General features: G+C 52.4%; 22 protein-coding genes and 3 tRNA genes. 18 read left to right on the forward strand and 7 right to left on the reverse strand.

What is annotated here, in order from left to right:
• The first annotated feature begins 23 nt into the window (after window positions 1-23).
• On the forward strand, window positions 24-485 hold the full coding sequence (locus NG665_RS02585) for a phage holin family protein (protein ID WP_252673748.1): 462 nt from the start codon (window positions 24-26) through the stop codon (window positions 483-485).
• Complete coding sequence (locus NG665_RS02590; RefSeq protein WP_252673749.1) at window positions 482-1,315, forward strand: N-acetylmuramoyl-L-alanine amidase; 834 nt, start codon at window positions 482-484, stop codon at window positions 1,313-1,315. Before NG665_RS02585 ends, NG665_RS02590 begins: the two co-directional genes overlap by 4 nt.
• Window positions 1,316-1,392: 77 nt before the next feature.
• On the opposite strand, the gene NG665_RS02595 is transcribed toward NG665_RS02590, so the two are convergent.
• Entirely contained in the window at window positions 1,393-1,989 is a 597-nt protein-coding gene (locus NG665_RS02595; RefSeq protein ID WP_252673750.1) for a DUF4357 domain-containing protein, read from the reverse strand.
• 6 nt (window positions 1,990-1,995) lie between these two features.
• Between NG665_RS02595 and NG665_RS02600 the strand changes: the two genes are divergently transcribed.
• The 4 genes from NG665_RS02600 (at window position 1,996) to NG665_RS02615 (ending at window position 5,908) form a co-directional block, all read left to right on the forward strand.
• Window positions 1,996-2,181 (forward strand): hypothetical protein, encoded by a 186-nt coding sequence (locus tag NG665_RS02600; RefSeq protein ID WP_252673751.1) that lies wholly within the window; start codon window positions 1,996-1,998, stop codon window positions 2,179-2,181.
• A gap of 652 nt (window positions 2,182-2,833) precedes the next feature.
• Entirely contained in the window at window positions 2,834-3,043 is a 210-nt protein-coding gene (locus NG665_RS02605) for a BlaI family transcriptional regulator (RefSeq protein WP_252673752.1), read from the forward strand.
• Between the two features lie 46 nt (window positions 3,044-3,089).
• Window positions 3,090-4,340: a recombinase family protein gene (locus NG665_RS02610; protein WP_252673753.1), complete on the forward strand. Its 1,251-nt coding sequence runs from the start codon at window positions 3,090-3,092 to the stop codon at window positions 4,338-4,340.
• On the forward strand, window positions 4,337-5,908 hold the full coding sequence (locus NG665_RS02615; RefSeq protein ID WP_252673754.1) for a recombinase family protein: 1,572 nt from the start codon (window positions 4,337-4,339) through the stop codon (window positions 5,906-5,908). Before NG665_RS02610 ends, NG665_RS02615 begins: the two co-directional genes overlap by 4 nt.
• Window positions 5,909-6,125: 217 nt before the next feature.
• On the opposite strand, the gene NG665_RS02620 is transcribed toward NG665_RS02615, so the two are convergent.
• The 3 genes from NG665_RS02620 to NG665_RS02630 all read right to left on the reverse strand — a co-directional run bounded on the left by NG665_RS02620 (window position 6,126) and on the right by NG665_RS02630 (window position 7,827).
• A tRNA-Gly gene (locus tag NG665_RS02620) sits at window positions 6,126-6,199 on the reverse strand.
• 198 nt (window positions 6,200-6,397) lie between these two features.
• Complete coding sequence (locus tag NG665_RS02625) at window positions 6,398-7,048, reverse strand: response regulator transcription factor (protein WP_252674069.1); 651 nt, start codon at window positions 7,046-7,048, stop codon at window positions 6,398-6,400.
• Between the two features lie 35 nt (window positions 7,049-7,083).
• The gene (locus tag NG665_RS02630; RefSeq protein ID WP_252673755.1) at window positions 7,084-7,827 is read right to left on the reverse strand and encodes a sensor histidine kinase; all 744 of its coding nucleotides are present in this window, start codon (window positions 7,825-7,827) and stop codon (window positions 7,084-7,086) included.
• Between the two features lie 124 nt (window positions 7,828-7,951).
• Here NG665_RS02630 and NG665_RS02635 point away from each other — a divergent pair, with 124 nt between their 5' ends.
• The 4 genes from NG665_RS02635 to NG665_RS02650 all read left to right on the forward strand — a co-directional run bounded on the left by NG665_RS02635 (window position 7,952) and on the right by NG665_RS02650 (window position 13,019).
• The gene (locus tag NG665_RS02635) at window positions 7,952-8,635 is read left to right on the forward strand and encodes an ABC transporter ATP-binding protein (RefSeq protein WP_252673756.1); all 684 of its coding nucleotides are present in this window, start codon (window positions 7,952-7,954) and stop codon (window positions 8,633-8,635) included.
• On the forward strand, window positions 8,632-10,026 hold the full coding sequence (locus tag NG665_RS02640; protein ID WP_252673757.1) for an FtsX-like permease family protein: 1,395 nt from the start codon (window positions 8,632-8,634) through the stop codon (window positions 10,024-10,026). Before NG665_RS02635 ends, NG665_RS02640 begins: the two co-directional genes overlap by 4 nt.
• 180 nt (window positions 10,027-10,206) lie before the next feature.
• Window positions 10,207-12,066 (forward strand): phosphoenolpyruvate carboxykinase (GTP), encoded by a 1,860-nt coding sequence (locus NG665_RS02645; RefSeq protein WP_252673758.1) that lies wholly within the window; start codon window positions 10,207-10,209, stop codon window positions 12,064-12,066.
• A gap of 131 nt (window positions 12,067-12,197) precedes the next feature.
• Window positions 12,198-13,019 carry a YdcF family protein gene (locus tag NG665_RS02650; RefSeq protein WP_252673759.1) on the forward strand — a complete coding sequence of 274 codons (822 nt, stop codon included), beginning with the start codon at window positions 12,198-12,200 and terminating at the stop codon, window positions 13,017-13,019.
• Here NG665_RS02650 and NG665_RS02655 read toward each other — a convergent pair.
• On the reverse strand, window positions 13,006-14,064 hold the full coding sequence (locus tag NG665_RS02655; protein WP_252673760.1) for a CobW C-terminal domain-containing protein: 1,059 nt from the start codon (window positions 14,062-14,064) through the stop codon (window positions 13,006-13,008). The genes NG665_RS02650 and NG665_RS02655 overlap by 14 nt on opposite strands.
• Window positions 14,065-14,162: 98 nt before the next feature.
• Between NG665_RS02655 and rpsN the strand changes: the two genes are divergently transcribed.
• The 4 genes from rpsN (at window position 14,163) to rpmG (ending at window position 15,075) form a co-directional block, all read left to right on the forward strand.
• A complete protein-coding gene (rpsN, locus tag NG665_RS02660; RefSeq protein WP_252673761.1) occupies window positions 14,163-14,468 on the forward strand; it encodes a 30S ribosomal protein S14 in 306 nt (101 codons plus the stop codon).
• Window positions 14,469-14,542: 74 nt separating this feature from the next.
• Window positions 14,543-14,665, forward strand: a complete 123-nt coding sequence (gene ykgO / locus NG665_RS02665) for a type B 50S ribosomal protein L36 (protein ID WP_252673762.1) — start codon at window positions 14,543-14,545, stop codon at window positions 14,663-14,665.
• Window positions 14,665-14,898: a 50S ribosomal protein L28 gene (gene rpmB / locus NG665_RS02670; protein WP_252673763.1), complete on the forward strand. Its 234-nt coding sequence runs from the start codon at window positions 14,665-14,667 to the stop codon at window positions 14,896-14,898. Before ykgO ends, rpmB begins: the two co-directional genes overlap by 1 nt.
• Before the next feature lie 9 nt (window positions 14,899-14,907).
• Window positions 14,908-15,075, forward strand: coding sequence for a 50S ribosomal protein L33 (gene rpmG, locus NG665_RS02675; RefSeq protein ID WP_252673764.1), 168 nt, complete (start codon window positions 14,908-14,910; stop codon window positions 15,073-15,075).
• Between the two features lie 127 nt (window positions 15,076-15,202).
• Here rpmG and NG665_RS02680 read toward each other — a convergent pair whose 3' ends face one another.
• Window positions 15,203-15,868: an LPXTG cell wall anchor domain-containing protein gene (locus NG665_RS02680; RefSeq protein WP_252673765.1), complete on the reverse strand. Its 666-nt coding sequence runs from the start codon at window positions 15,866-15,868 to the stop codon at window positions 15,203-15,205.
• Between the two features lie 323 nt (window positions 15,869-16,191).
• Window positions 16,192-16,262: transfer RNA gene (locus tag NG665_RS02685), tRNA-Gly, on the reverse strand.
• 138 nt (window positions 16,263-16,400) lie between these two features.
• Here NG665_RS02685 and NG665_RS02690 point away from each other — a divergent pair.
• The 4 genes from NG665_RS02690 to NG665_RS02705 all read left to right on the forward strand — a co-directional run bounded on the left by NG665_RS02690 (window position 16,401) and on the right by NG665_RS02705 (window position 20,220).
• Window positions 16,401-16,477, forward strand: a tRNA-Pro gene (locus tag NG665_RS02690).
• 182 nt (window positions 16,478-16,659) lie between these two features.
• Window positions 16,660-16,806, forward strand: coding sequence for a hypothetical protein (locus NG665_RS02695; protein ID WP_252673766.1), 147 nt, complete (start codon window positions 16,660-16,662; stop codon window positions 16,804-16,806).
• 653 nt (window positions 16,807-17,459) lie between these two features.
• The gene (gene tig, locus NG665_RS02700) at window positions 17,460-18,986 is read left to right on the forward strand and encodes a trigger factor (RefSeq protein WP_252673767.1); all 1,527 of its coding nucleotides are present in this window, start codon (window positions 17,460-17,462) and stop codon (window positions 18,984-18,986) included.
• A 562-nt stretch (window positions 18,987-19,548) separates the two neighbouring features.
• Window positions 19,549-20,220 (forward strand): ATP-dependent Clp protease proteolytic subunit, encoded by a 672-nt coding sequence (locus NG665_RS02705; protein WP_252673768.1) that lies wholly within the window; start codon window positions 19,549-19,551, stop codon window positions 20,218-20,220.
• The last annotated feature ends 29 nt before the right edge of the window (window positions 20,221-20,249 follow it).

Below are 20,249 nucleotides of genomic sequence, written 5' to 3' on the forward strand. Positions count from 1 at the left end.
TATGCCCACAGAAAGGACCACCAATGTCTCTTCACGCCATCTGGCACGCCATCCAAACCGGGATCGCTGGTATCGGTGCCTGGCTCGCCGCCTACCTCGGAGGACTCGACGGCCTCGCCTATGCCCTGATCGTCTTCGCCATCGCCGACTACATCACCGGCGTACTGGCAGCTATCAGTGAGCGCCGACTCTCCAGCTCGGTCGGTTTTCGAGGAATCTCGCGCAAAATCCTCATCTTCACCCTCGTTGGCCTGGCACACCTGATCGACGTCCATATTCTCGGCGCGCCTGGGGTTCTGCGGGCGGCGGTCATTTTCTTCTACCTGTCCAACGAAGGCATCTCGCTGATCGAGAACGCCACCCGACTCGGCCTGCCCGTTCCAGCCCAAATGCGCCAAGCACTCGATGCGATCGCTAACCGCGCCGAGACCCGACCATCCCTGACCCAACCAACCACTGAAACCACGAAGGAGAACTCGCTATGAAGAATTGGACCACACTCGAGGCTGACATCGACCTCATCATGAACAAGCACTACACCAAGGGACGCAACGGTAGGCGGATCGATAAGGTCATCATCCACCACAACGCAGGCAACCTCACCATCCGAGGCTGTTATGAGGTGTGGCAGTCCCGGCCTGCCTCGGCCCACTATCAAGTCCAAACCGACGGCACAATCGGCCAGCTCGTATGGGATCGCGATACTGCCTGGCATGCAGGCAACTTCGCCGCCAACACCACCAGTATTGGCATCGAACACGCAGATGTTTCTTCCGATCCTTGGTCGGTATCCGAGGCCTGCCTCGACAACGGAGCACATCTCGTTGCGGCGATCTGCCAGTACTACGGACTGGGCCGACCGACCTGGGGCAAGAACGTTTTCGGACATTGTGATTTCTCGGCCACTGCTTGCCCAGCCTCCCTGGCAGGTTCCCAGCATGCCACCTACATGGCCCGCGCCCAGTATTGGTACGACCAGATGACCGGGACGGCCGTGGTATCTGCGCCCGCACCAGTGGAGCCTACACCTGCAGCACCGAACATCGATGCTCTCGCCGATGCGGTGATTCGCGGTCAATACGGGAACGGGGAGGAACGCCAACGCCGCCTCGGAAACCTCTACGGTGCCGTCCAAGCTCGCGTGAACGAAAAGCTCTCAGGTGCCGGTCTGTCTAAGCCTGCCGGGCCAAACATTGATGCTTTGGCCGACGCCGTCATTCGCGGTGAGTACGGCAACGGCGAGGAGCGTAAGCGCCGCCTCGGAAACCTCTACAGTGCCGTGCAGGCGCGAGTGAACCAAAAGCTCGGCTACTGACACACGTCGCTATGGCGAAACTTAGCCCCGCTGCTACCCGTTATGGGTGGTGGCGGGGCTTTTAGTCATTTCTGGGCTTAGTTGTCTGTGATTTCGAGTTCGTTTCGTTCGAGTTCACGTAGCGTGATGCCTTGATCGTTTTTCCAGTAGACCTTGCTGCTTGTTGATGCTCCAGTGAGGAAATCCGAGGCCGCTGAGGGAGAGCTGAATAGTGTGTCTTGAAGGAGTTCGAAGTCAGGGCTGATGCGCTCGGCGTATTTAGCTCGGTTCGCCTTCGCTGAATCTGGTGCAGAGTGTGTCATTTCTTCGCGGAGCTTCGATCCGGCAAGGACGACGAAACCGTCGGCGGTCTGGCGTCCACGTCCTGAAGCACCCGAGCCGTCTAGATACAGCAGTGGCTCGACCTGTTCGATGCTTGTAGTCGTGGCGTCTGCCGTTGTTTTAGCTTCATCTGCCGGGTCGAATAGACGGTATCCAAGGGAGCGGATCGCGATCTTGGCGAACTCGATGAACTCGTTGAGCTCTGCTTCCTTCTCTTCGGTGACTTTGCCCGGTGATGGGTCGTTGCTGTTGGCGGTGCGTACACGGCCTGCTTTGAGTGCTTGCTGGTAGAACGCATTTTCCAGATAGGAGATCTCGGTAGGGCCAAAGGAATCATCGGAGGTGATGATCATGATCGCGTGCGTGAAATAGTCGAGCTTTTCTTCGCCCACATGTTCGATGGTCCGTGCCAATATGCCTTTGCTGTTTTTGCGTTCCCTAGCCTGACCGATATAGGCCTTTTCTTCGCCAGTCTCATCATCGCTACCCAGCAGGATGTAGACGCCGGTTTGGTTGAGCTCGGGGCGATCCTTGCTCTTGGCTAAGTCAGTGCGCGGGATCAGGTAGACCTTCCCTGTTCAGTTCGTCAGTGAAGACTTGATACGCCCAGATGGCGAACCATCCATCAAGAACAACGTCACTGTTTTCGCTGCCGCCACCATCAACCTCCGGCCTCACTCATTTCACATACACACCAAATTCTAGATGGCAGCACTGGTTAACACACTTTTCACAGGCCACTTCGCACGGCGGGCACGCTCAGGTGATTTAACACTTGCGGGTTTGTCGGCAGTGGGGTGAAGGGAGTGACCCCACTGTGAAGAACATTGAAGAAGAACGTATCCGTAACCTGCGTGCGGCGGGATGGGGATATAAGGCGATTGCCGATTTTTGCGCCTTGACCCGCGACCAGGTCCGCTCATATTGCACCAGCCGAAATCTCGAGGCCGGTTCAGTGGTGGTTGAGCGGGTGTGCCAGTGGTGTGCCAGCCCTATTCGGGGAGGTGCTCGTGCTCGGTTTTGCTCACCCGTATGCAGACATAAAGCTTGGCGGGAACGACAGAAAACCGAGCCAGTGCGCGGGCGGTCCTGTGCGCACTGCGGCCACCGCTTCGCGATCGTGGACAAGCCAGACCAAAAGTACTGCTGTCACGCTTGTTATGTACGTGCTCGCTTTGGCACCCGAGGTGGGCGCTCATGAACACGCTCGCCACCCCGGTCGACCAGATGACAAGGCCCGAGGTGTTCGCCCGAGAAATCGCCTTCATTGCCGACGCTCACGTCTTGAGCATGCTGGCAGGTCGAGGAGTGCTAACCCCCGCAGAGTATCGGCGTGCCTATCGGTTGTTGTTCCAGACGTGGAGCCCGATCTATCAGTCACAGATTGTGGGCGAAACGACTGGATAAACATTGGTTTTCGAGCGTGTATAGACCTAACGCGAAAGGAGAAAATGTGGCACAGGTTAGTGTGGTGACACCGGTTCGGCCGCCTGCCCCGAAGCTGGTCAACGTAGCAGCATACGCGAGGGTCTCAACCAACGGTACGGAGCAGTTAGCGTCATTGTCGGCGCAGGTTTCGTATTATTCGCGCCTGATCCAATCCACACCCGGATGGGCCTACGTCGGGGTGTTCACGGACGAGGGTATTACGGGTACGTCAACGAAATCCCGGCAAGGCTTGGCCGACCTGATGAACGCTGCCAGAGCAGGAAAGATCGATCTTGTGTTGTGTAAATCGATCTCACGCCTTGCCCGAAACACTGTCGACCTGCTCGCTACGGTTCGTGAGCTGAAAGACCTTGGCGTGGCTGTGCGCTTCGAACGCGAACGCATCGACACCCTCAGCGCTGACGGGGAACTCCTGCTGACCTTGTTGGCGTCGTTTGCTCAAGAAGAATCACGTTCACTATCCCACAACGTCAAATGGGCAATCCGTAACCGGTACAAGAATGGTGGAACAAACTCCTTCGTCGTCTACGGCTACCACTGGGCAGCCGGCAAGTTCGCCATCATTGATGAAGAAGCTGAGATTGTGCGCCTCCTGTTCTCCAACTACCTCAAGGGGATTAGCCCCGAAAAGACAGCCGCGATCCTTAATGAGCAAGGTGTGCGTTCGCGCGGTGGAGGACGCTTTTACGGGTCCGTGTTTCGCCGCATGCTCGAAAACGAGCGCTACAAGGGCTGCCAAATGCTGCAGAAAATGTATCGCCCTACGATCCAAGCACCCACACGTTCCCTCAACGACGGGGAGTTGCCGCGCTACTGGGTCGATCAAGCCCTCCCGCCAATCATTGACGAGGTGATGTTTGACGCGGTGCAAGCAGAAATCGCCTATCGGCGCGAAGCTGGCCCGGCTGCGACCCCGTCAAAGAACACGGGCGTGTTCACCGGGCGGATTTACTGTCGGGCGTGCGGGAAGAACTATCAACGCAAAACCCGCACCTACAAGTCTGGAACCTCGTACAAGTTCTGGAGATGCTGGAGTGCCTGCACCGGGAACGGCAACCCCTGTAGCGGGCACAACCTACGCGAAACACTCATTGAACGCGCCTGCGCAGATGTGCTCGGCACCCAAAGTTTCGACCCTGTGTCGGTTGATGAGCAGATCGTGATGATTGAAGCTTTCCCACACCAGCTCACATTCCACCTTACGGATGGAACTATGACGCCGGTGGGCTTAACCAGTGAGGGGAGGCTGGCATGACCCGCACAGTCACCGCGATACCCGCAACAAAGAAACCCGGGACTGTCACAACCACATCCGGGGTACCGGCACGCAGAAGGGTCGCCGCCTACGCGCGAGTCTCTACCGAGATGGAAGAACAAACCTCATCGTATGAGGCGCAAATCGACTACTACACCACCTACATTCGCTCCCGCAATGATTGGCAGTTCGCGGGCATGTATTCCGATGAAGGTATTTCTGGCACCTCCATGAAGCGCCGTGAAGGATTCCAAACCATGATCGATGACGCACTGGCAGGCAAAATCGACCTGATCCTCACCAAGAGTGTCTCCCGGTTTGCTCGCAACACCGTCGACTCCTTGACCACCGTGCGCAAGCTCAAAGACGCAGGCGTCGAAGTCTATTTTCAGAAGGAAAACATTTACACCTTTGATGCCAAAGGCGAACTCTTGATTACGATCATGAGTTCACTGGCTCAAGAAGAATCCCGCTCTATCTCCGAGAACGTCACCTGGGGACACAGGAAGCGTTTTGCCGATGGGAAAGTCATGGTGCCCTACAAGTCACTGCTCGGATATAAGAAAGGAGCGGATGGCAGCCTTGTCATTGACGAGACCCAGGCACCAACCGTCCGGCTGATCTACCAACTTTTCCTTGACGGGATGGCGATCAGCGAGATCAAATCTGAACTCACTGCGCGCAGGATTCTCACCCCGCGCGGGAAAGAAGTGTGGTCAACATCGACAGTGCGCTCAATCCTGTCCAACGAAAAATACAAAGGCGACGCACTGCTTCAAAAGACGTTCACCACAGATTTCTTAACCAAACGCATGAAAGTCAACGAGGGTGAAGTGCCCCAATACTACGTGTCGGGCAACCACGAGCCGATCATCGAACCGCGCATCTGGGATCAGGTGCAATACGAGCTCGCCACCAGGCATGGCAACATTTCTTCAGCGAAAGTCGGCTTATTCTCCACCCGGCTCAAATGCGCCCAATGTGGAGCGTGGTATGGGCGTAAGACGTGGGCGTCGAACACGAAATACAAGTACACAGTCTGGCAATGCAATCACAAATACGTAGGTGAACGCCCTTGTAGTACTGCGACCGTGAAAGACGAGCAGATCAAGAATGCCTTCGTTCAAGCCTTAAATCAGCTGATCGCCCATCAACCACAGCAAAGCTGCCTGCCGCAGGTGCTTGGGGACATGTTTAATACGAGCCGTTTGGAAGAGCAAGCCGCCGCATGCCAAACAAAACTCGCGGAGCTCACCGATCAGATCGAGGCGTTGATTATCGAAAACCAGCGAAACGCGCTCGATCAAGATGCCTACCAATCTAAGTTCACCGAGCTAGATGCGACCTACCGTAAGACGCTCGCACGCAAAGCGAGCCTGGAAGCGGATATTGCAGCGAACACCGCCAAACATGCTGCCGTGACTGCTGCCCTAGGCGATCTGACGGGTGAGCCAGTGAGCGAGTTTCACCCCGCGCAGTGGAGCGCACTCATCGACCACGCTGTGGTTAGTGAGGATGCGATCCGGTTCGTGTTCCGGGTTGGTGAGGAAGTGAGCGTCCAGCTTTAGATCTGAAATGAAGATTCTGGCCCGTTCGTGCATGAGTGCGCGGACGGGCTTTTCTCATGCCCAGAAATCGTGGCAACAGGGAAGCGATAGTGCTCGGGAAGTGTTTCCACAGGTCAGAACTAACGCGCTACACACTCGCTAACGCAAGCGTTTTTCTTGACCCCCTTGGGGCATACTCGCTAACGCAAACGCCGACTTATCATTTTCGACGTTATAATGGAGCGGGCGACGGGAATCGAACCCGCCTCTGCAGCTTGGGAAGCTGCCATTCTACCGATGAACTACGCCCGCAGTGGCGAAAGCCAACGATATAACTATACACATTTCATCCCCGAGCGTCATGTTGTGTGCAACAACGGCACTATGTGTGCGTGTTACCCGAGTGCTTAGGGCATAGGGCATAGCAAAACGCTTTGGTGTAGGCAGTACTCTAGTGCTACCCGAGTCCAGGAGGCACAGCGGTGAAAGTATCAACAATCGGGTAGCAGCTTAGCGTCTCAAACCCGGACTATTTTCAGTCAGATACCTCAAGACTGCACGCACCCGCCGGTTTTCCTCCCCAGGCGCAAGTCCGAGTTTGCTGAAAATATTCGCTACATGTTTGGATACGGCAGCTGCTGACAAAAACAGTTCGGTTTGAATTTGTGCATTCGATAAACCACGCGCCATCAATTCTAAAACTTCACTTTCGCGTGAGGTCAGTGCAGTTAGCGCCGTCGATCGCCCTCGGATCAGCCCGGCGGCAACTTCTGGATCGACGACGACGCCACCACTTGCAACCATATCCAGCGAAGCTACAAAATCAGTAACCTTTGACACGCGCTCTTTAAGTAAATATCCGATTCCGCCACGTGCCATACCATGCGCGGCACCAAACAATGATGCGGCATAGGCTGGAGCCACATATTGTGATAACACCATAACCGCTAGGTGCGGGTAGGCAGTGCGTAGCTCGTCAGCAGCCCGCAATCCGTCGTCGGTCATTGTTGGTGGCATACGCACATCAGTGAGCACAACGTCAATCTGCCCGCCGTCGTCCATAATCGTGCGCACCCCGGAAACAAGTTCGGGGGCAGAACTGGCCTGGCCAACAATCTCGTAGCCGACTCGTTGCAAAATGCCCGATAGACCTTCGCGCATCAGTGTAGCGTCGTCGGCAATAAAAATCTTGGTAGTCACTGATTTTCTCCTGGCTCTAAAACGATACCCGATTCTCCAAAACGTAACAGCAGCGGGATTGTTCCCGTAACTTTAGTCGGCCCGCCAGGCGGGGAAGAAACGTCCAACGTTCCGCCAAATGCTGCCAAGCGTTCTCGCAAACCGCCTAAGCCGTGTCCCGATACTATCCGTGCCCCACCCGGCCCGGTATCAACAATTGATACATGCAAATCTTCGTCGGCGGCCAACATGATGGTTGCTTCAGCGTTTGGCGCATGCTTTGCTATATTCGTTAATGCTTCGGCTATTAAAAAGTAGGCTGCAGCTACCACACCTTCAGCTAATTGTGGGAGGGGATGCGGAATAACAACTCGAACCGGTAACTCGCTGCGTTCAGCAATATCGTGAACTGCACTCGCTAAGCCCATATCTGAAAGTATTTTGGGGTGTACGTTATTGACTGTGGCACGCAACGAAGCTAGCCCGGACTCGTTTGCTGACTTAGCGCGCGCGATAATCTCTGGTAAGTCGGCAAGCTCGGCAGGCAGATCGCCGGCGAGGGAAACGATTAATTCTATTTCGCCGAGCGCTATTGCGGTGGCGACGAGGTATTGCTGGGCGCCGTCGTGGAGATCGCGTTCGATTCGGCGTCGTTCGATTTCAAATGCGGCCACTATTTCGCGACGTGACTCAGTTAAGTGCGCAATTTGGTTCGCATACGAACCGCTATGTTTAGCTCGTAGCCGATCGAAGAAACCCATACGACTAATATAGCTGGTAGGCGCCGAGCTTACCGCTTCACATTGTCATAGTAGAGCTAGGTCTACTAAAAGATGGTAGGTGGCACTATGGTGAAAAACTCTGGAGCAGACAAAACTTATTGTTATGAACGAAAAGAATCTCCGCGCTCGCGGTTTAATGAAAACATATGGTGACGTCCATGCTTTGGCGGGCGTCGATATTGATATCCCTCAGGGTGAGCATGTGGCAGTTATGGGGCCTTCGGGTTCTGGTAAGTCTACGTTGCTCCACGTGCTTTCTGGCATTTTGTCTAGTGATGAAGGCACAGTGCGGATTGGGGATTTGGACATTTCTGCGATGAATGACCCGCAACGTTCGCAGATGCGTCGTTCAGTTCTCGGTTTTGTTTTCCAAGATGGTCAGCTTGTTCCGGAATTGACGGCGCGGGAAAATGTTGCTTTTCCGTTGTTGTTGAATGGTGTTTCGCGCCGCAAAGCATTAAAGACGGCGGAGGGGTGGCTTGATCGGTTGGGTGTTCGTTCCCAGGCAGCTAAGCGCCCCGGGGAGATGTCTGGTGGTCAGGCTCAGCGTGTAGCGATTGCGCGTGCGCTGGTTCATAACCCAGCGATTTTGTTTGCTGATGAGCCAACTGGTGCACTCGACCAGGCTACTGGGCATGAGGTTATGCAGTTATTGACGGCGACGGCGAAAATGAACGGTACCACCCTCGTCGTTATTACTCACGATACGCAGGTGGCTTCGTGGTGTCAGCGTCTTGTGGAAATCCGTGACGGTTTGATTCATTACGATGGGGCGGTGACCCGATGAGCCCGTTATCTTTAGCTACTATGCTTACGCGGGCGCGGCTAGCGGCGCGCACGGGCAGCGGGATTCTCGATATTTTCGCCATTGCCGCGTTTTCGGTTTCAGCTTGGTTGACGTTGACGACGCTGGGTGGGGTAGCGATGTTTTATTCGCGTCAAGATGCGATTAACCAGGCAGTGGTACGCGAGTTTAACGGCACTTTGGACACTGAAGTAATCGGAAGTATTTATTTTTCGCTCTCAATTGTTGCGTTGGCGTTGTTGATTGTTCCGCTGACCTCGCTCGGCGGGGGTGCAGCTCGGTTGGGTGCTGGTGGCCGTGAGCGACGCCTGGCTTCGTTGCGCCTGATCGGCATGAGTGCCCGGCAAGTTATTGTGATGTCGATTGTGGAGAGTATGATCCAGGCATCGTTAGGTTTTGTGCTGGGTTTAGGGCTGTATTACGTAACGTTGCCAGCATGGAAGAATATCACGTTTGGTACGTTGCCGATTTCGAGCTATGACATGTTGTTACCCTGGTGGGTACAGTGTTTGACGTATCTCTTGGTGATCGTTATTGCGGTGGTTTCAACAATTGTTGGGTTACAGCGAGTATCTATTTCTCCGCTAGGGGTAGCTCAGCGGATCATTCCAGCCAAGGTTAAGATGTGGCGGATGGGAATCGTTGTGACGACGTTGATTATTTTGGTTTATGTGACGTCGACGTTTACAGTTTCGCGGGCGATGTTGGGTTCGATTATTTCAATCGCAGTTGCTTTCGTTTTGTTTTTTGGTGGCATCGCGATTGCGGGTCCGTTGTTTATTCAGTTGACGATGCGTCCACTTGTTTTTACTGGTTCACCGGCACGGTTGGTCGGTATTCGCCGGGTGGTTTCAGATTCGCGTGCGGCGTGGCGTAATATTTCGGCGGTGGCTTTGATTGGGGCTGTGGCAACCTTGGTGACGACGTTGACGGTGGTGTCAATCGACGCTCCTGATAAGGCAGTGGAACGTTCTTATGTTGCCATGGTTTCGCACGATATTACGCAAGGGGTCTATATCGCGTTTGCTTTCGCGTTGATTATTGGCGCGGTGTCTACCTCGATCCATCAGGTTTCGGATGTCTTTGATCGGGCCGAGGAGTCTAGAGCGTTGGTGTATGTTGGTACACCGTTGGCGACGTTGATTCGGGCCCGGTTTATCCAGGTGATGTATCCGTTGATTGCGGTGTTGATTATCGTCAGCGTTTTGTCGGCTATTCCTGCTCTTATTAATCCAGTGATGGGTAATTGGGATAATTTGAGGGTTTTGCTCATCATGATGGGTTTAGGGATCGGTTTGACGCTGGGTTGTGTTGCGGTAACGATTCCTATCCAACGGCGCATAGTTGCGATGCGTGTTCGACGCAACGATTAGAAGTGCCATTCCTTTGAGTTTCGCCAGCCTGAGATAAAAATCTAGGCTGGCGTTCTCGCAATCTGTGCCTTTTATCCTAGTGAAGGTAAATATCTTGAGCTATGATATTCGGTATAGGATAAGAAATAAGTTCGGAGCCTCCGAACAATACGCGGTAATCCGCTTGAGAAAGGGAAAAGGATGAACATTCCTGAGATTCTCCAGGCTGCTGGTCTTCGCAACCAAGCAGTAGAAGAGTATGTGACATATTGGGCTGGTATCACTCAACCCGATGCTATCGAAGTAATTAACGCTTCCGATGATGAGCGTATCGTCAACGAGGCTCTAGCGGCAGGAGAAATCTTCCCAGCCGGAAAAGACCGCTACTACTCACGTTCCTATTACAAGGATACTGCTCGCTCCGAAGAACGAACCGTTGTGGCAACTCACCGCCCAACCGATGCCGGAGTTTACAACAACTGGCGTGATGCTAAAGAAGTCACGGAGCGCCAAATCGAGCACATGCGCGGTGCTTCGAAGGGTAAAACGATGTACGTCGTTCCTTACCTCATGGCCCCTGTAGGCTCACCGCTTGAAGATTACGCTCGCGGCGTTGAACTCACCGATAACCGTACCGTAGCAATCCACATGATTCGTATGGCTCGAGTCGGTGTAGAGTATCTCAACGATTTAGAAGACCCATCGAAGTTCGTGCGTGCAGTCCACGTAACCGGCGATCTCGAAAACCTCGGCCAAGGAACCGACAATGATCAGCGACTTTTTGCCACAGTTGCTGATGAGCGAACCATCCTCCACTACGGTTCGTCATATGGCGGTAACGCACTCCTTGGCAAGATCGCTCACGGTCTACGTCAAGGCTCCTTCGATGGTTGGTTTTCTGGCGAATTCCTCGGCGAACAATTCATGCTTATCGGAATCAAAGACAAGCAAGAAGATCACACATACTATGTCTGCGGAGGATTCCCATCAGCTTCGGGTAAGACCAACCTTGCAATGATGCTTGCCCCAGAAGCTCTCGGCGATCGCTATGAAGTCTACTTCTACGGCGATGACATCGTCTGGTTGCGTGTTGATCCAGAAGATGGCCGACTCTACGGTATGAACCCAGAATTCGGTGCCTTCGGCGTCGCTAAGGATACCAACTGGGATACTAACCCAACCGCAATGGAGTCCTTGGCTCCTGGAACACGTACCTTGTTCACCAACGTCGCCTACAACCCAGATCTTGAAGACGTCTGGTGGGAAGGCAAGACCCCAGATTATCCAGAAGATGTTACCGGCTGGCTGGACTGGAAGGGTGAACCAATTTCACAGCGTCCACTCGATCGTCAGCGTTCCTCAGCTAAGGGGGATGAGTGGGCACATCCGAACTCTCGCTTCACAACTACGCTTGCCAACGTGCCAAATGTGGCGCCCGATTATGATGCGCCTGCTGGCGTGCCGATCGACGCCATTATTTTCGGTGGCCGAGTAGCAAACCGTGAGCCGTTGATCCGTGCAATTACTGATATTGCTGAAGGCGTTTACGATGGTCTCACCATGGGTGTTCAGGCCACATTCGCTGCGGAAGGCAAAGAAGGCGTATTGCGCTACGATCCAATGTCGATGCGTCCATTCATGTCTTACGCCGAAGGCGATTATGCTGCACACTGGCTAAAGATCATCGGTCAAGCTAAAGAAACCCCGATTTTTGCGCACGTCAACTGGTTCCAGCGTGACCCGCAAGATGGTCATTTCCGCTGGCCAGGTTACCGCGATAACCTCCGCGCATTGCTGTGGTTGTTGGATCTTAAAGAAGGGCGCGCAACTGGCCGCGAAACGCCAGTTGGTATCGTGCCGTTGATTGAAGAGCTCAACCTCGATGGTTTCACTGGTTCGCGCGAAGATCTCGAAGTATTGCTTGAGATCGATCCACAGTTGTGGGAGCAAGAGATCCAGGCACGTAAAGAACATCTTGAGCAGTTCCCGAATCTTCCACAAGAAATCTGGGATGCCCATGAGAAGGTGGCCCGCGCGGTGCACGAAGCTCACGAGAAGTAAGAGTGACCTTTTAGCCACATTTTAATACCCAACTGCAGGAACAGTTTCTTCCCATACTGTTCCTGCAGTTGTATGTCCGGGCAGGAGTTTTACCTTCGTTGGTGTTTCTCTGGTGTGGGTAGGATAAGAGCATGAACGTCTTCGATGCCATGGCAGTTACATTAGTTATTGCGGGTTGGGCCATTGTGGTGTGGGGATTTCGGCGCTACGCTACTAATCCCAGACGCCGCCATACGGGAGCCTTTTTCATCGCTGGCCCGGGTTTAGTTTCGATTGCCTGTGTGGTGGTGTTGGCCGGTGGCAACCTGGCACCTGCTTTGCTATCAGCTGGTTACTGGTTCGTCCTTGCCTCAGGATACCTCGGGCTACTTTTGCTCGGTTTCGCCTGGTTTTCCCGGCATGCTCAGGCTCGAGACAGTGCGCAATCTTTCGACGTCGTTATCGTATTGGGAGCAGGTTTAATCGGTGATCGGGTCAGCCCGCTCTTAGCACGCCGCGTTGATCGTGGCATAGAACTTGTGCGCGCATCTGCCCAGCGCGGTAAACAGCCATTGTTGATCTGTTCGGGTGGGCGAGGAGACGATGAGGTTATTTCCGAAGCTCAAGCGATGGAAACGTATGCGCGCGAGGTCACTTCGGTACCGATTCGGATCTGGCGCGAGGAAAGCTCAACCTCCACCTACGAAAATCTTATGTATTCGGCTTCGATAGTACGCGATGTGTGCACACCCTCCTCGCGCGTAGGAGTGGCAACGAGTAACTACCACGTACTTCGTACCCAGGTGTTGGTGCGCAGGCTAGGGCTTGACTGGGCTATCTTCGGCGCACCTGCTCCCACCTATCTGACATCGGTGAGTTTTCTGCGCGAGTTTGTTGCACTTTCGCTTGTGTGGTGGCCTTATGTTTATGGTCCTCTGGTTGTGCTTACAGGGGCTGTTGTTATTCTTCGATAATGCTTTGGCCTAACCATTGGTCTAGACCGTCATCGGGTTCAGCGAAAAGCATTTCGGTTTGCGTGGCAAGCGCCTGGGCGAAGGCTTGTTCTATTTGTTGTGTTCGTTCTGGTTTGCCGTTTCCGACGACGACGATATGGGTAGTAGCTGCAGAGTTTGGTTCCCACACTCCAGCGTTAGAGATAGCTACCTGTGTGCCAAGTGCATCCCAGGAACAGATGACGTCGGGGCGTGCTGGAACCCAGAAGCAGCCGCGTGCATAGACGTTGAGTTCGCAGATTAGCTCAGCGAAATCGAAAAGGCGTTGCGGATGTAGGGCTTTTGTTGAGGTGAGATCGAGTGTCCATGTTCCATGGATTTGCGGGCCGCCCCATGCCTGGAGAGTAGATGGGTGAATGCGGGTTAAAGCTCGCTGTGGTTCATGGGTTATATCTGAAACCAGCTCTTCGACGTCGTCTTCGAAGGGGTGAGCGAGCAGGGTATCGTGTGGACGCAGATGTTCTACGAGTTCGCCTCCTGGGCTTTGGTGGTCTCCGCTGAGCAAGACGAGATCAGCATAGCCGGTATTTATTGCATGAACTTCGGCAAGGCAACGCTCATCGCCCGCAATGAGCTGAGCGTCGCGCTCAGTGAGCGGAATGTGGGTCAGTAATTCGTCGAGAGCGTTCGTGGCGTCTAAAGCGTGCATAACTGCTCCGAGACTGGTTGTGCTGTGTTTTAGATCGTCGGTGAGTGCGGGACACAGGTGAGGCAGTTCGATTCCGAGGGGGAGTATGAGAAAGATGTTTGATGTTAGTATGTCGGGCTGGTTGAGGAAGGCAATGATTGCTTGACGCACTGCGCAGGTAACACACTGGCCTTGAAGCTCGAGGGTGATTTCGCTGTGTACGGCGTTAGAAAAGATGAGTTTTCCGATGTCGCAGGTCGCATGGTTTTGTTCCAGTCGCGTTTGCCAGATGTTATCTGGTGTTGTAACTAGGGTTAAGGCAAGGAGGTCGGAGAGGATTGGATCAGCACTAGATATGAGATGTAATGTGCGGTGCATCATAAGCTCCTTACGTGCGGGAATATTGCCTTATTGAGAATCGTTATCTATTATTGCATGAGTAGGCGTTTGAGAACAATTCTCATTAAGGGGTGTTTGTGGCAAAGAAATCTAAAATCGCAGCCGAACAGCAACGGCGAGCCAAAGTCGCGCGATATGCTCAGCTACGCACAGAATTAAAACGGGCATCAGTTGACGTCAATCTCTCGACAGAAGAGCGACACGTTGCGCTGGCTAAACTCCATGCGCTGCCGCGTGACGCTTCACCGACAAGACTACGTAACCGTGACGTCGTCGACGGCAGACCGCGCGGATATATTGGCAAGTTTGGCTTGTCTCGGGTTAGGTTCCGCAAAATGGCGTTAGCGGGCAAACTACCAGGCGTCACAAAATCGTCTTGGTGAAAAAAGCGGTGATGTATTAACGAATTGCCCGGCACACTGCAGTGATACTGGCGGTGCGGGAGAAAGAAGGAATAATGAAAGTTCGAGCCTCGTTACACAGTTTAGCGAACCAGCCAGGATCGAAAGTGGTCCGACGTCGTGGCCGCGTCTACGTGATTAATAAGCTCAATCCGAAATTTAAGGGGAGGCAAGGATAATGGCAACATACTGCCAAGTAACTGGGCGGCGGGTGCGGTTTGGAAAATCCGTTTCCCACTCGCATAAACGCACCAGTAGGCGCTTTAATCCGAACTTGCAGACCAAACGTTACTATGTGCCGTCGTTAAAACGAACAGTCACATTGACGTTAAGTGCAAAGGGCATTAAAACAATTGATTCGCGAGGAATTGATTCAGTAGTTGCCGAACTCATTCGGCACGGAGAGTTGTGAGGTAGTCCCATGGCAAAAACATCCGATGTACGCCCGGTAATCAAACTTGTCTCGAGTGCTGGTACTGGTTTTACGTATGTGACTAAGAAAAACCGTCGCAATGATCCAGAGCGGATGGTGCTCAAAAAGTATGATCCAGTTATCCGCCAGCATGTGGAATTCAAAGAATCACGCTAGAGGTAGCGGCAAAATTTAACGAATCACGCTAGTGGTAGAACAAGTGTGGCCCGCAGGAATTCCTGCGGGCCACACTCTAGTTATGAAGTTAGGTAGAAGTATAGCGTTACACTCTATCTAACGCAGATCAGTGGTTGCGACGGCGAACTGCTACTACACCACCGATAGTGGAGAGAGTTGCAATACCGGCCAGAGCGCCTAGTGCAACACCAGTCTTAGCGAGTTCACCCTTCTTAGCTTCGTCAACCTTCTTAGCTTCTGCTAGAGCCTTAACGAGATCTGGGTATGGCTTAGCAAGTTCAGCAGCCCTGTTGTAGAGTTCCTTTGAGTAAGGCTTTGCACGCCAAGCCTTCAGAGCAGCCTGAGCTTCCTTGAATTGCTTTTCGGACTCAAGTTCGAAACCATCGCGGCCGTTATCCGTTTGGTCTTCGGTACCTTCAGCCATATCTTCTTCGGCTGTCTTATCCTTGAGGAAGTCAGTGAGGCCAGCGGTGGCGTTCTCGATATTGGCCTTTGCGGTCTCAAGATTCATCAGCAACTCATCGTAGCCCTGAGCGGCTGCTTTTGCTTCTTCGTAGTTTGTAGAAGTTGGCATCGAGCGATACTTAGCGACTGCAGCTTCGGCAGCTTTGAAGCGTTCTTGCTCCTGCTTGTCAGCTTCTGCACCGAAACCATCCTGATCAGCGATTGCATCTTCTTCAGTGCCGAGGGTTTCGGGCTCTGGAATTGGATCTTCACCTACAAGGGCGCGAACGTTTGGGTCGGCCTTGAGGCAAGCGATACGTGCGGACATTGGAGTAAGGTTATCGCAGCTGCCATCCTTGACTGCGAAAGCCGGGGTTGTAAGACCGAGGCTTGCTACGCAAAATTTTAGTTTCCCATGCGAGCTGACGCACTAATGTCCATTTTAGTGGTTACTTCGGTAATTAGACACGCCTGAGATTGCACCGTTCTCAGGCAATTCCCAGACTCGTTCAGAAAGTATTGAGATGGTGTATGAGATTAATCACTTGTTGCTAATTACCTAGCATCAATACGAGATGAAACGAATTATGGCCATGAAGGGAAAGGGTGGCGGAGGTAAATGAATGTGGATGCGGGGGATGATATGAAAAGAGCGAGTGACGAGAATCGAACTCGCGTCATCTGCTTGGAAGGCAGAGGCTTTACCATTAAGCTACACTCGCTTGCCAGTCGAAACTGACTAAATGACTATAGCAAGACGAGGAGCAAAAGTGCAAAATTAATTCAGCGAACGTGATCTGAGACTCAAGTTTTGAATCAATTATGAATTTCCTACAAACTGTTTTAAAGTTTTTAGAGCACGGGATATAGCGCAGGTTGGTAGCGCGTCCGCTTTGGGAGCGGAAGGTCGTGGGTTCAAATCCCGCTATCCCGACCATCGAAATCCCCTGAGATATGTTCGAATATCTCAGGGGATTTTTTCGGAATCGACTCATAGTCTCACGGGCATCTGGAAAAAGATTTACCCGTATAGAGACCTATCGCGCCGTATTCCCGGCTCTTCGCGTTTTGGTGGGGTGTGGAGATGTAGAAGTGGTGAAGGTAGTTCATGCTTAGAGTGTGAATCAAAAACTTGAACGTACCTTCACCGCTTATGATCCTACCGTAATTCTTGCTCGGCTTGTGAGTTTGAAAGATATTCGTGTTGTGGTCTCAGCATCGCGTGTGTTGCGTGAATCTTCGATGTGTTCTGGAACCATGGACTAGCTATCCCATACCAGGTAAACAGACACGTATGCCGATCTTATCAACAAACCCCAGCTTACCTACCAGCTAATCCATCTAAACTTCAGCTTGCCTACCAGCTAATCAATCCAAAATGCAGCTCATCAACAAGCGAATCTGCTCAAATCCCACACTAGTTCTCTTACACTTCATCCACACACCACACTTCTATCGGCCGTCACCCGCTGTAATCCCACTCCATCTACTATCCAGCCCCCTCTTCCAGCCCGGATAAGACCATAACGTGTTACGAAACCGGGGAATACGGGGCGATAGGGTCGTATATGGGGACATCTCCCCGTATTCCCCGGTTTTAAAACATGTTCTGAGCGGGCGGTGGGCAATCAGGGCGGTTTGAGATAGTTGGAAGGATTTTTATGCGCATTGATACAGTTGGGGGAGATTGTCGTATCGAATCTTCTAGATGCCGTTAGGCAAAACCTGTGTCTACATTCATTGCCGCTTAATGCAGACCAAACCCCTTATGTGTTTTAGAATAGGACGGTATGCGCAAACGCAACGCGCCGATCCGGTGTTGTTATGTAAAAGCAAAAGCATTGCGCCTCTGACAGATGTTCACCCAACAGTGAACCCAATGGGCTACGGCCCCCGAATACGTGAGTGGAGAAATCCCAGTGAAGAATTCCGTTGAGTACCTCAGCGAGACCCGCGCCAAGTTAAACGTCGAAATCTCAGCCGAAGAATTTGGCCCAGATTACGAAAAGGCTGCGAAGACTCTCGCCAAGCAGGTCAATATCCCAGGCTTCCGCCCAGGTCATGCCCCACGTCGCATCTTAGAAGCGAAGATCGGCAAAGGCTATATTATCGAGCAAGCCATCAACGATAGCATGGACAAATTCTATCAGCAGGCAGTAGCCGAAGCTGATCTGTACCCGATGTCGCGCCCAGAAATCGCCATTGATGAAGTCCCTGAAATGAAGGGAAAGGACGATAAGACCGCCCTGAAGTTCACCGTTGAAGTTGATGTGCGCCCGGAAATCATCCTCGCTGATCCGGCAACTTTAACCGTGAAGGTTTCCGGCTTGGAAGTCTCTGATGATGATGTCACCGCCGAGCTCGATGCACTTCGCGAGCGTTTTGCAACTTTGACCAACGTTGAGCGCGCCGCGCAAAAGGGCGATCATGTCAATATTGACATGGTTGCTACCATTGACGGTCAAGAGATTGATGACGTCTCCGGCGTTTCCTACAAGATCGGTGATGGCAATATGCTTCAAGGTCAGGATGAAGCCCTGACCGGCGCAAAGGCAGGCGACGAAGTCGAATTCACTGCTGAGCTTATGGGTGGCGCACACGAGGGTGAAGACGCCAACGTTAAGATTACCGTCAACTCCGTTAAGGAAGCAGAACTCCCCGAAGCCGATGATGATTTCGCCCAGCTTGCATCTGAGTTTGATACTATCGCTGAACTTAAGGAAGACTTGCGCACTAAGGCTGCTAAGGCTAAGGGTGATGAAGTAATTGCTGAGGGTACCCAAAAGCTCTCTGATGCTCTTCTCGATGCAGTAGAGTTCCCACTTCCACAGTCAGTGGTTGAAGAGGAAATCAAGAACCACCTCGAGCGTGAGGGCAAGGAAGAAAACGATGCACATGGCGAAGAGATTCGCGGTGAAATCGAAGAAGGCTTGCGTACTCAGCTTCTTCTCGATGCTTACGCCAAGGCATTCAACGTCGATGTAGCACAAGAAGAGCTCATTGAATTCCTTATCTCTCAAGCTCAGATGTATGGTATGGATCCAAACCAGTTCATCCAGGCTGCTGCTCAGACCAACCAGATCGGTGCATTTGCCGGTGAAATTGCCCGAAACAAGGCGCTCATTGCCGCATTGCGTTTGGCGAAGGTTGAAGATGAAAACGGTAACGCTGTTGATGTCAATGCTATTCTCGGTGATGCACCTGAAGGCGAGACCGTTCCAGATTTCTCTGCTCAAGAGAAAAAGGTCAAAGTAACGGCCAAGGCAGAGAAGAAGGCTGAGAAGGCTGACAAGGCTGAAGCTCCAGCTGGTGATTTCGATCCATCGGCTCACAAGGTTGACGAAGTTGTCGCCTACCTTGAGAGTGCTGATGAAGCTGAGAAGGTACGTGTTTTGGAAGCTGAAAAGGCTGGTAAAGCGCGTAAGACCATCATGGCGCTTGCCTGATTACTATCGTCTTGGATCTCTAGTGTGCGCCAGTTGCGATGAAGGTCGAATCCAATCGATCGTGACTTAGGTGATTCTAGTAGTCCAGAGTTTCAAAAAAGAGGAGCCACTATGTGGCTCCTCTTTTTTGGTGCACTTTTCATGCCGAAAGTAGCCAAAATCTAGAATGTCTGCAATGTAAGTGCTCTTAAGGCATCGAAACGTCTGGAAACCGGGGTATATGGGCAGATGTCATTGAATAAAGGGCTATCTCCCCAAATACCCCGGTTTTGTCCCTAAATTACCGTACTCAATGTAGATCCCGATTCTTAAGTGATCCGAGGTCATAATTTTCGTAAGTGGTTCAAGGTCATAATTAAAGGGTAAATCTCAATCTTGCCCACGCCACTAGCGAACGTATATAGGTATAACACGACAAACAAGGTACTCTCATATATGGAACGTGTAGTACCTCAACAAACTCGCTCGCCTCGCATGAGTGGCGGCCATGTGAAAACATGCTATCTGCTCATACGGAGAAGAAGTAGCGAGAGAATGTGCGGTTCCTACATTTACGAAACTTATGGCATCGTGCCACAACGAAGGAGAATACGTGACTACTACGCCACAGCTCGCCGGAAGTTCATCAAATAACCTCGGACTCGGTGATTCAATCTACAATCGTCTTCTCAAAGAGCGCATCATTTGGCTCGGAGATCAGGTCAAAGATGAAAACGCAAACATGATCTGTGCCCAGCTTCTTCTCCTTGCTGCAGAAGATCCAGATAAGGATATTTACCTCTACATCAATTCCCCAGGTGGATCGGTCACAGCAGGTATGGCAATCTTTGACACCATGCAATACATTAAGCCAGATGTGGCAACTGTAGGAATGGGACTAGCAGCCTCAATGGGGCAGTTCTTATTAACTGCGGGCGCAAAGGGCAAGCGCTACATTACGCCACATACACGTGTGCTCATGCACCAACCGTTAGGTGGCGCAGGTGGTACTGCGACTGAGATTCGTATCAATGCTGACTTAATTTTGCAGATGAAGCAAGAGCTTTCGGAACTCAACGCTAAGCACACTGGCAAGAGCGTTGAGCAGATTCTCATTGATTCCGATCGTGACCACTGGTTCACCGCTCGAGAAGCACTTGAGTATGGCTTTGTTGACCATATTATTGAAGACTCATCAGCTGTTGTGGGTGGTGGCGGAGTCGACCGTGGCTCTGCAGAACTAGGCGAAAACTGAGGAAGGAGACGCAAATGATGAACGCAATG

The sequence above is a fragment of the Arcanobacterium pinnipediorum genome (assembly GCF_023973165.1).
In the GTDB taxonomy this organism is placed as follows: Bacteria; Actinomycetota; Actinomycetes; order Actinomycetales; family Actinomycetaceae; genus Arcanobacterium; species Arcanobacterium pinnipediorum.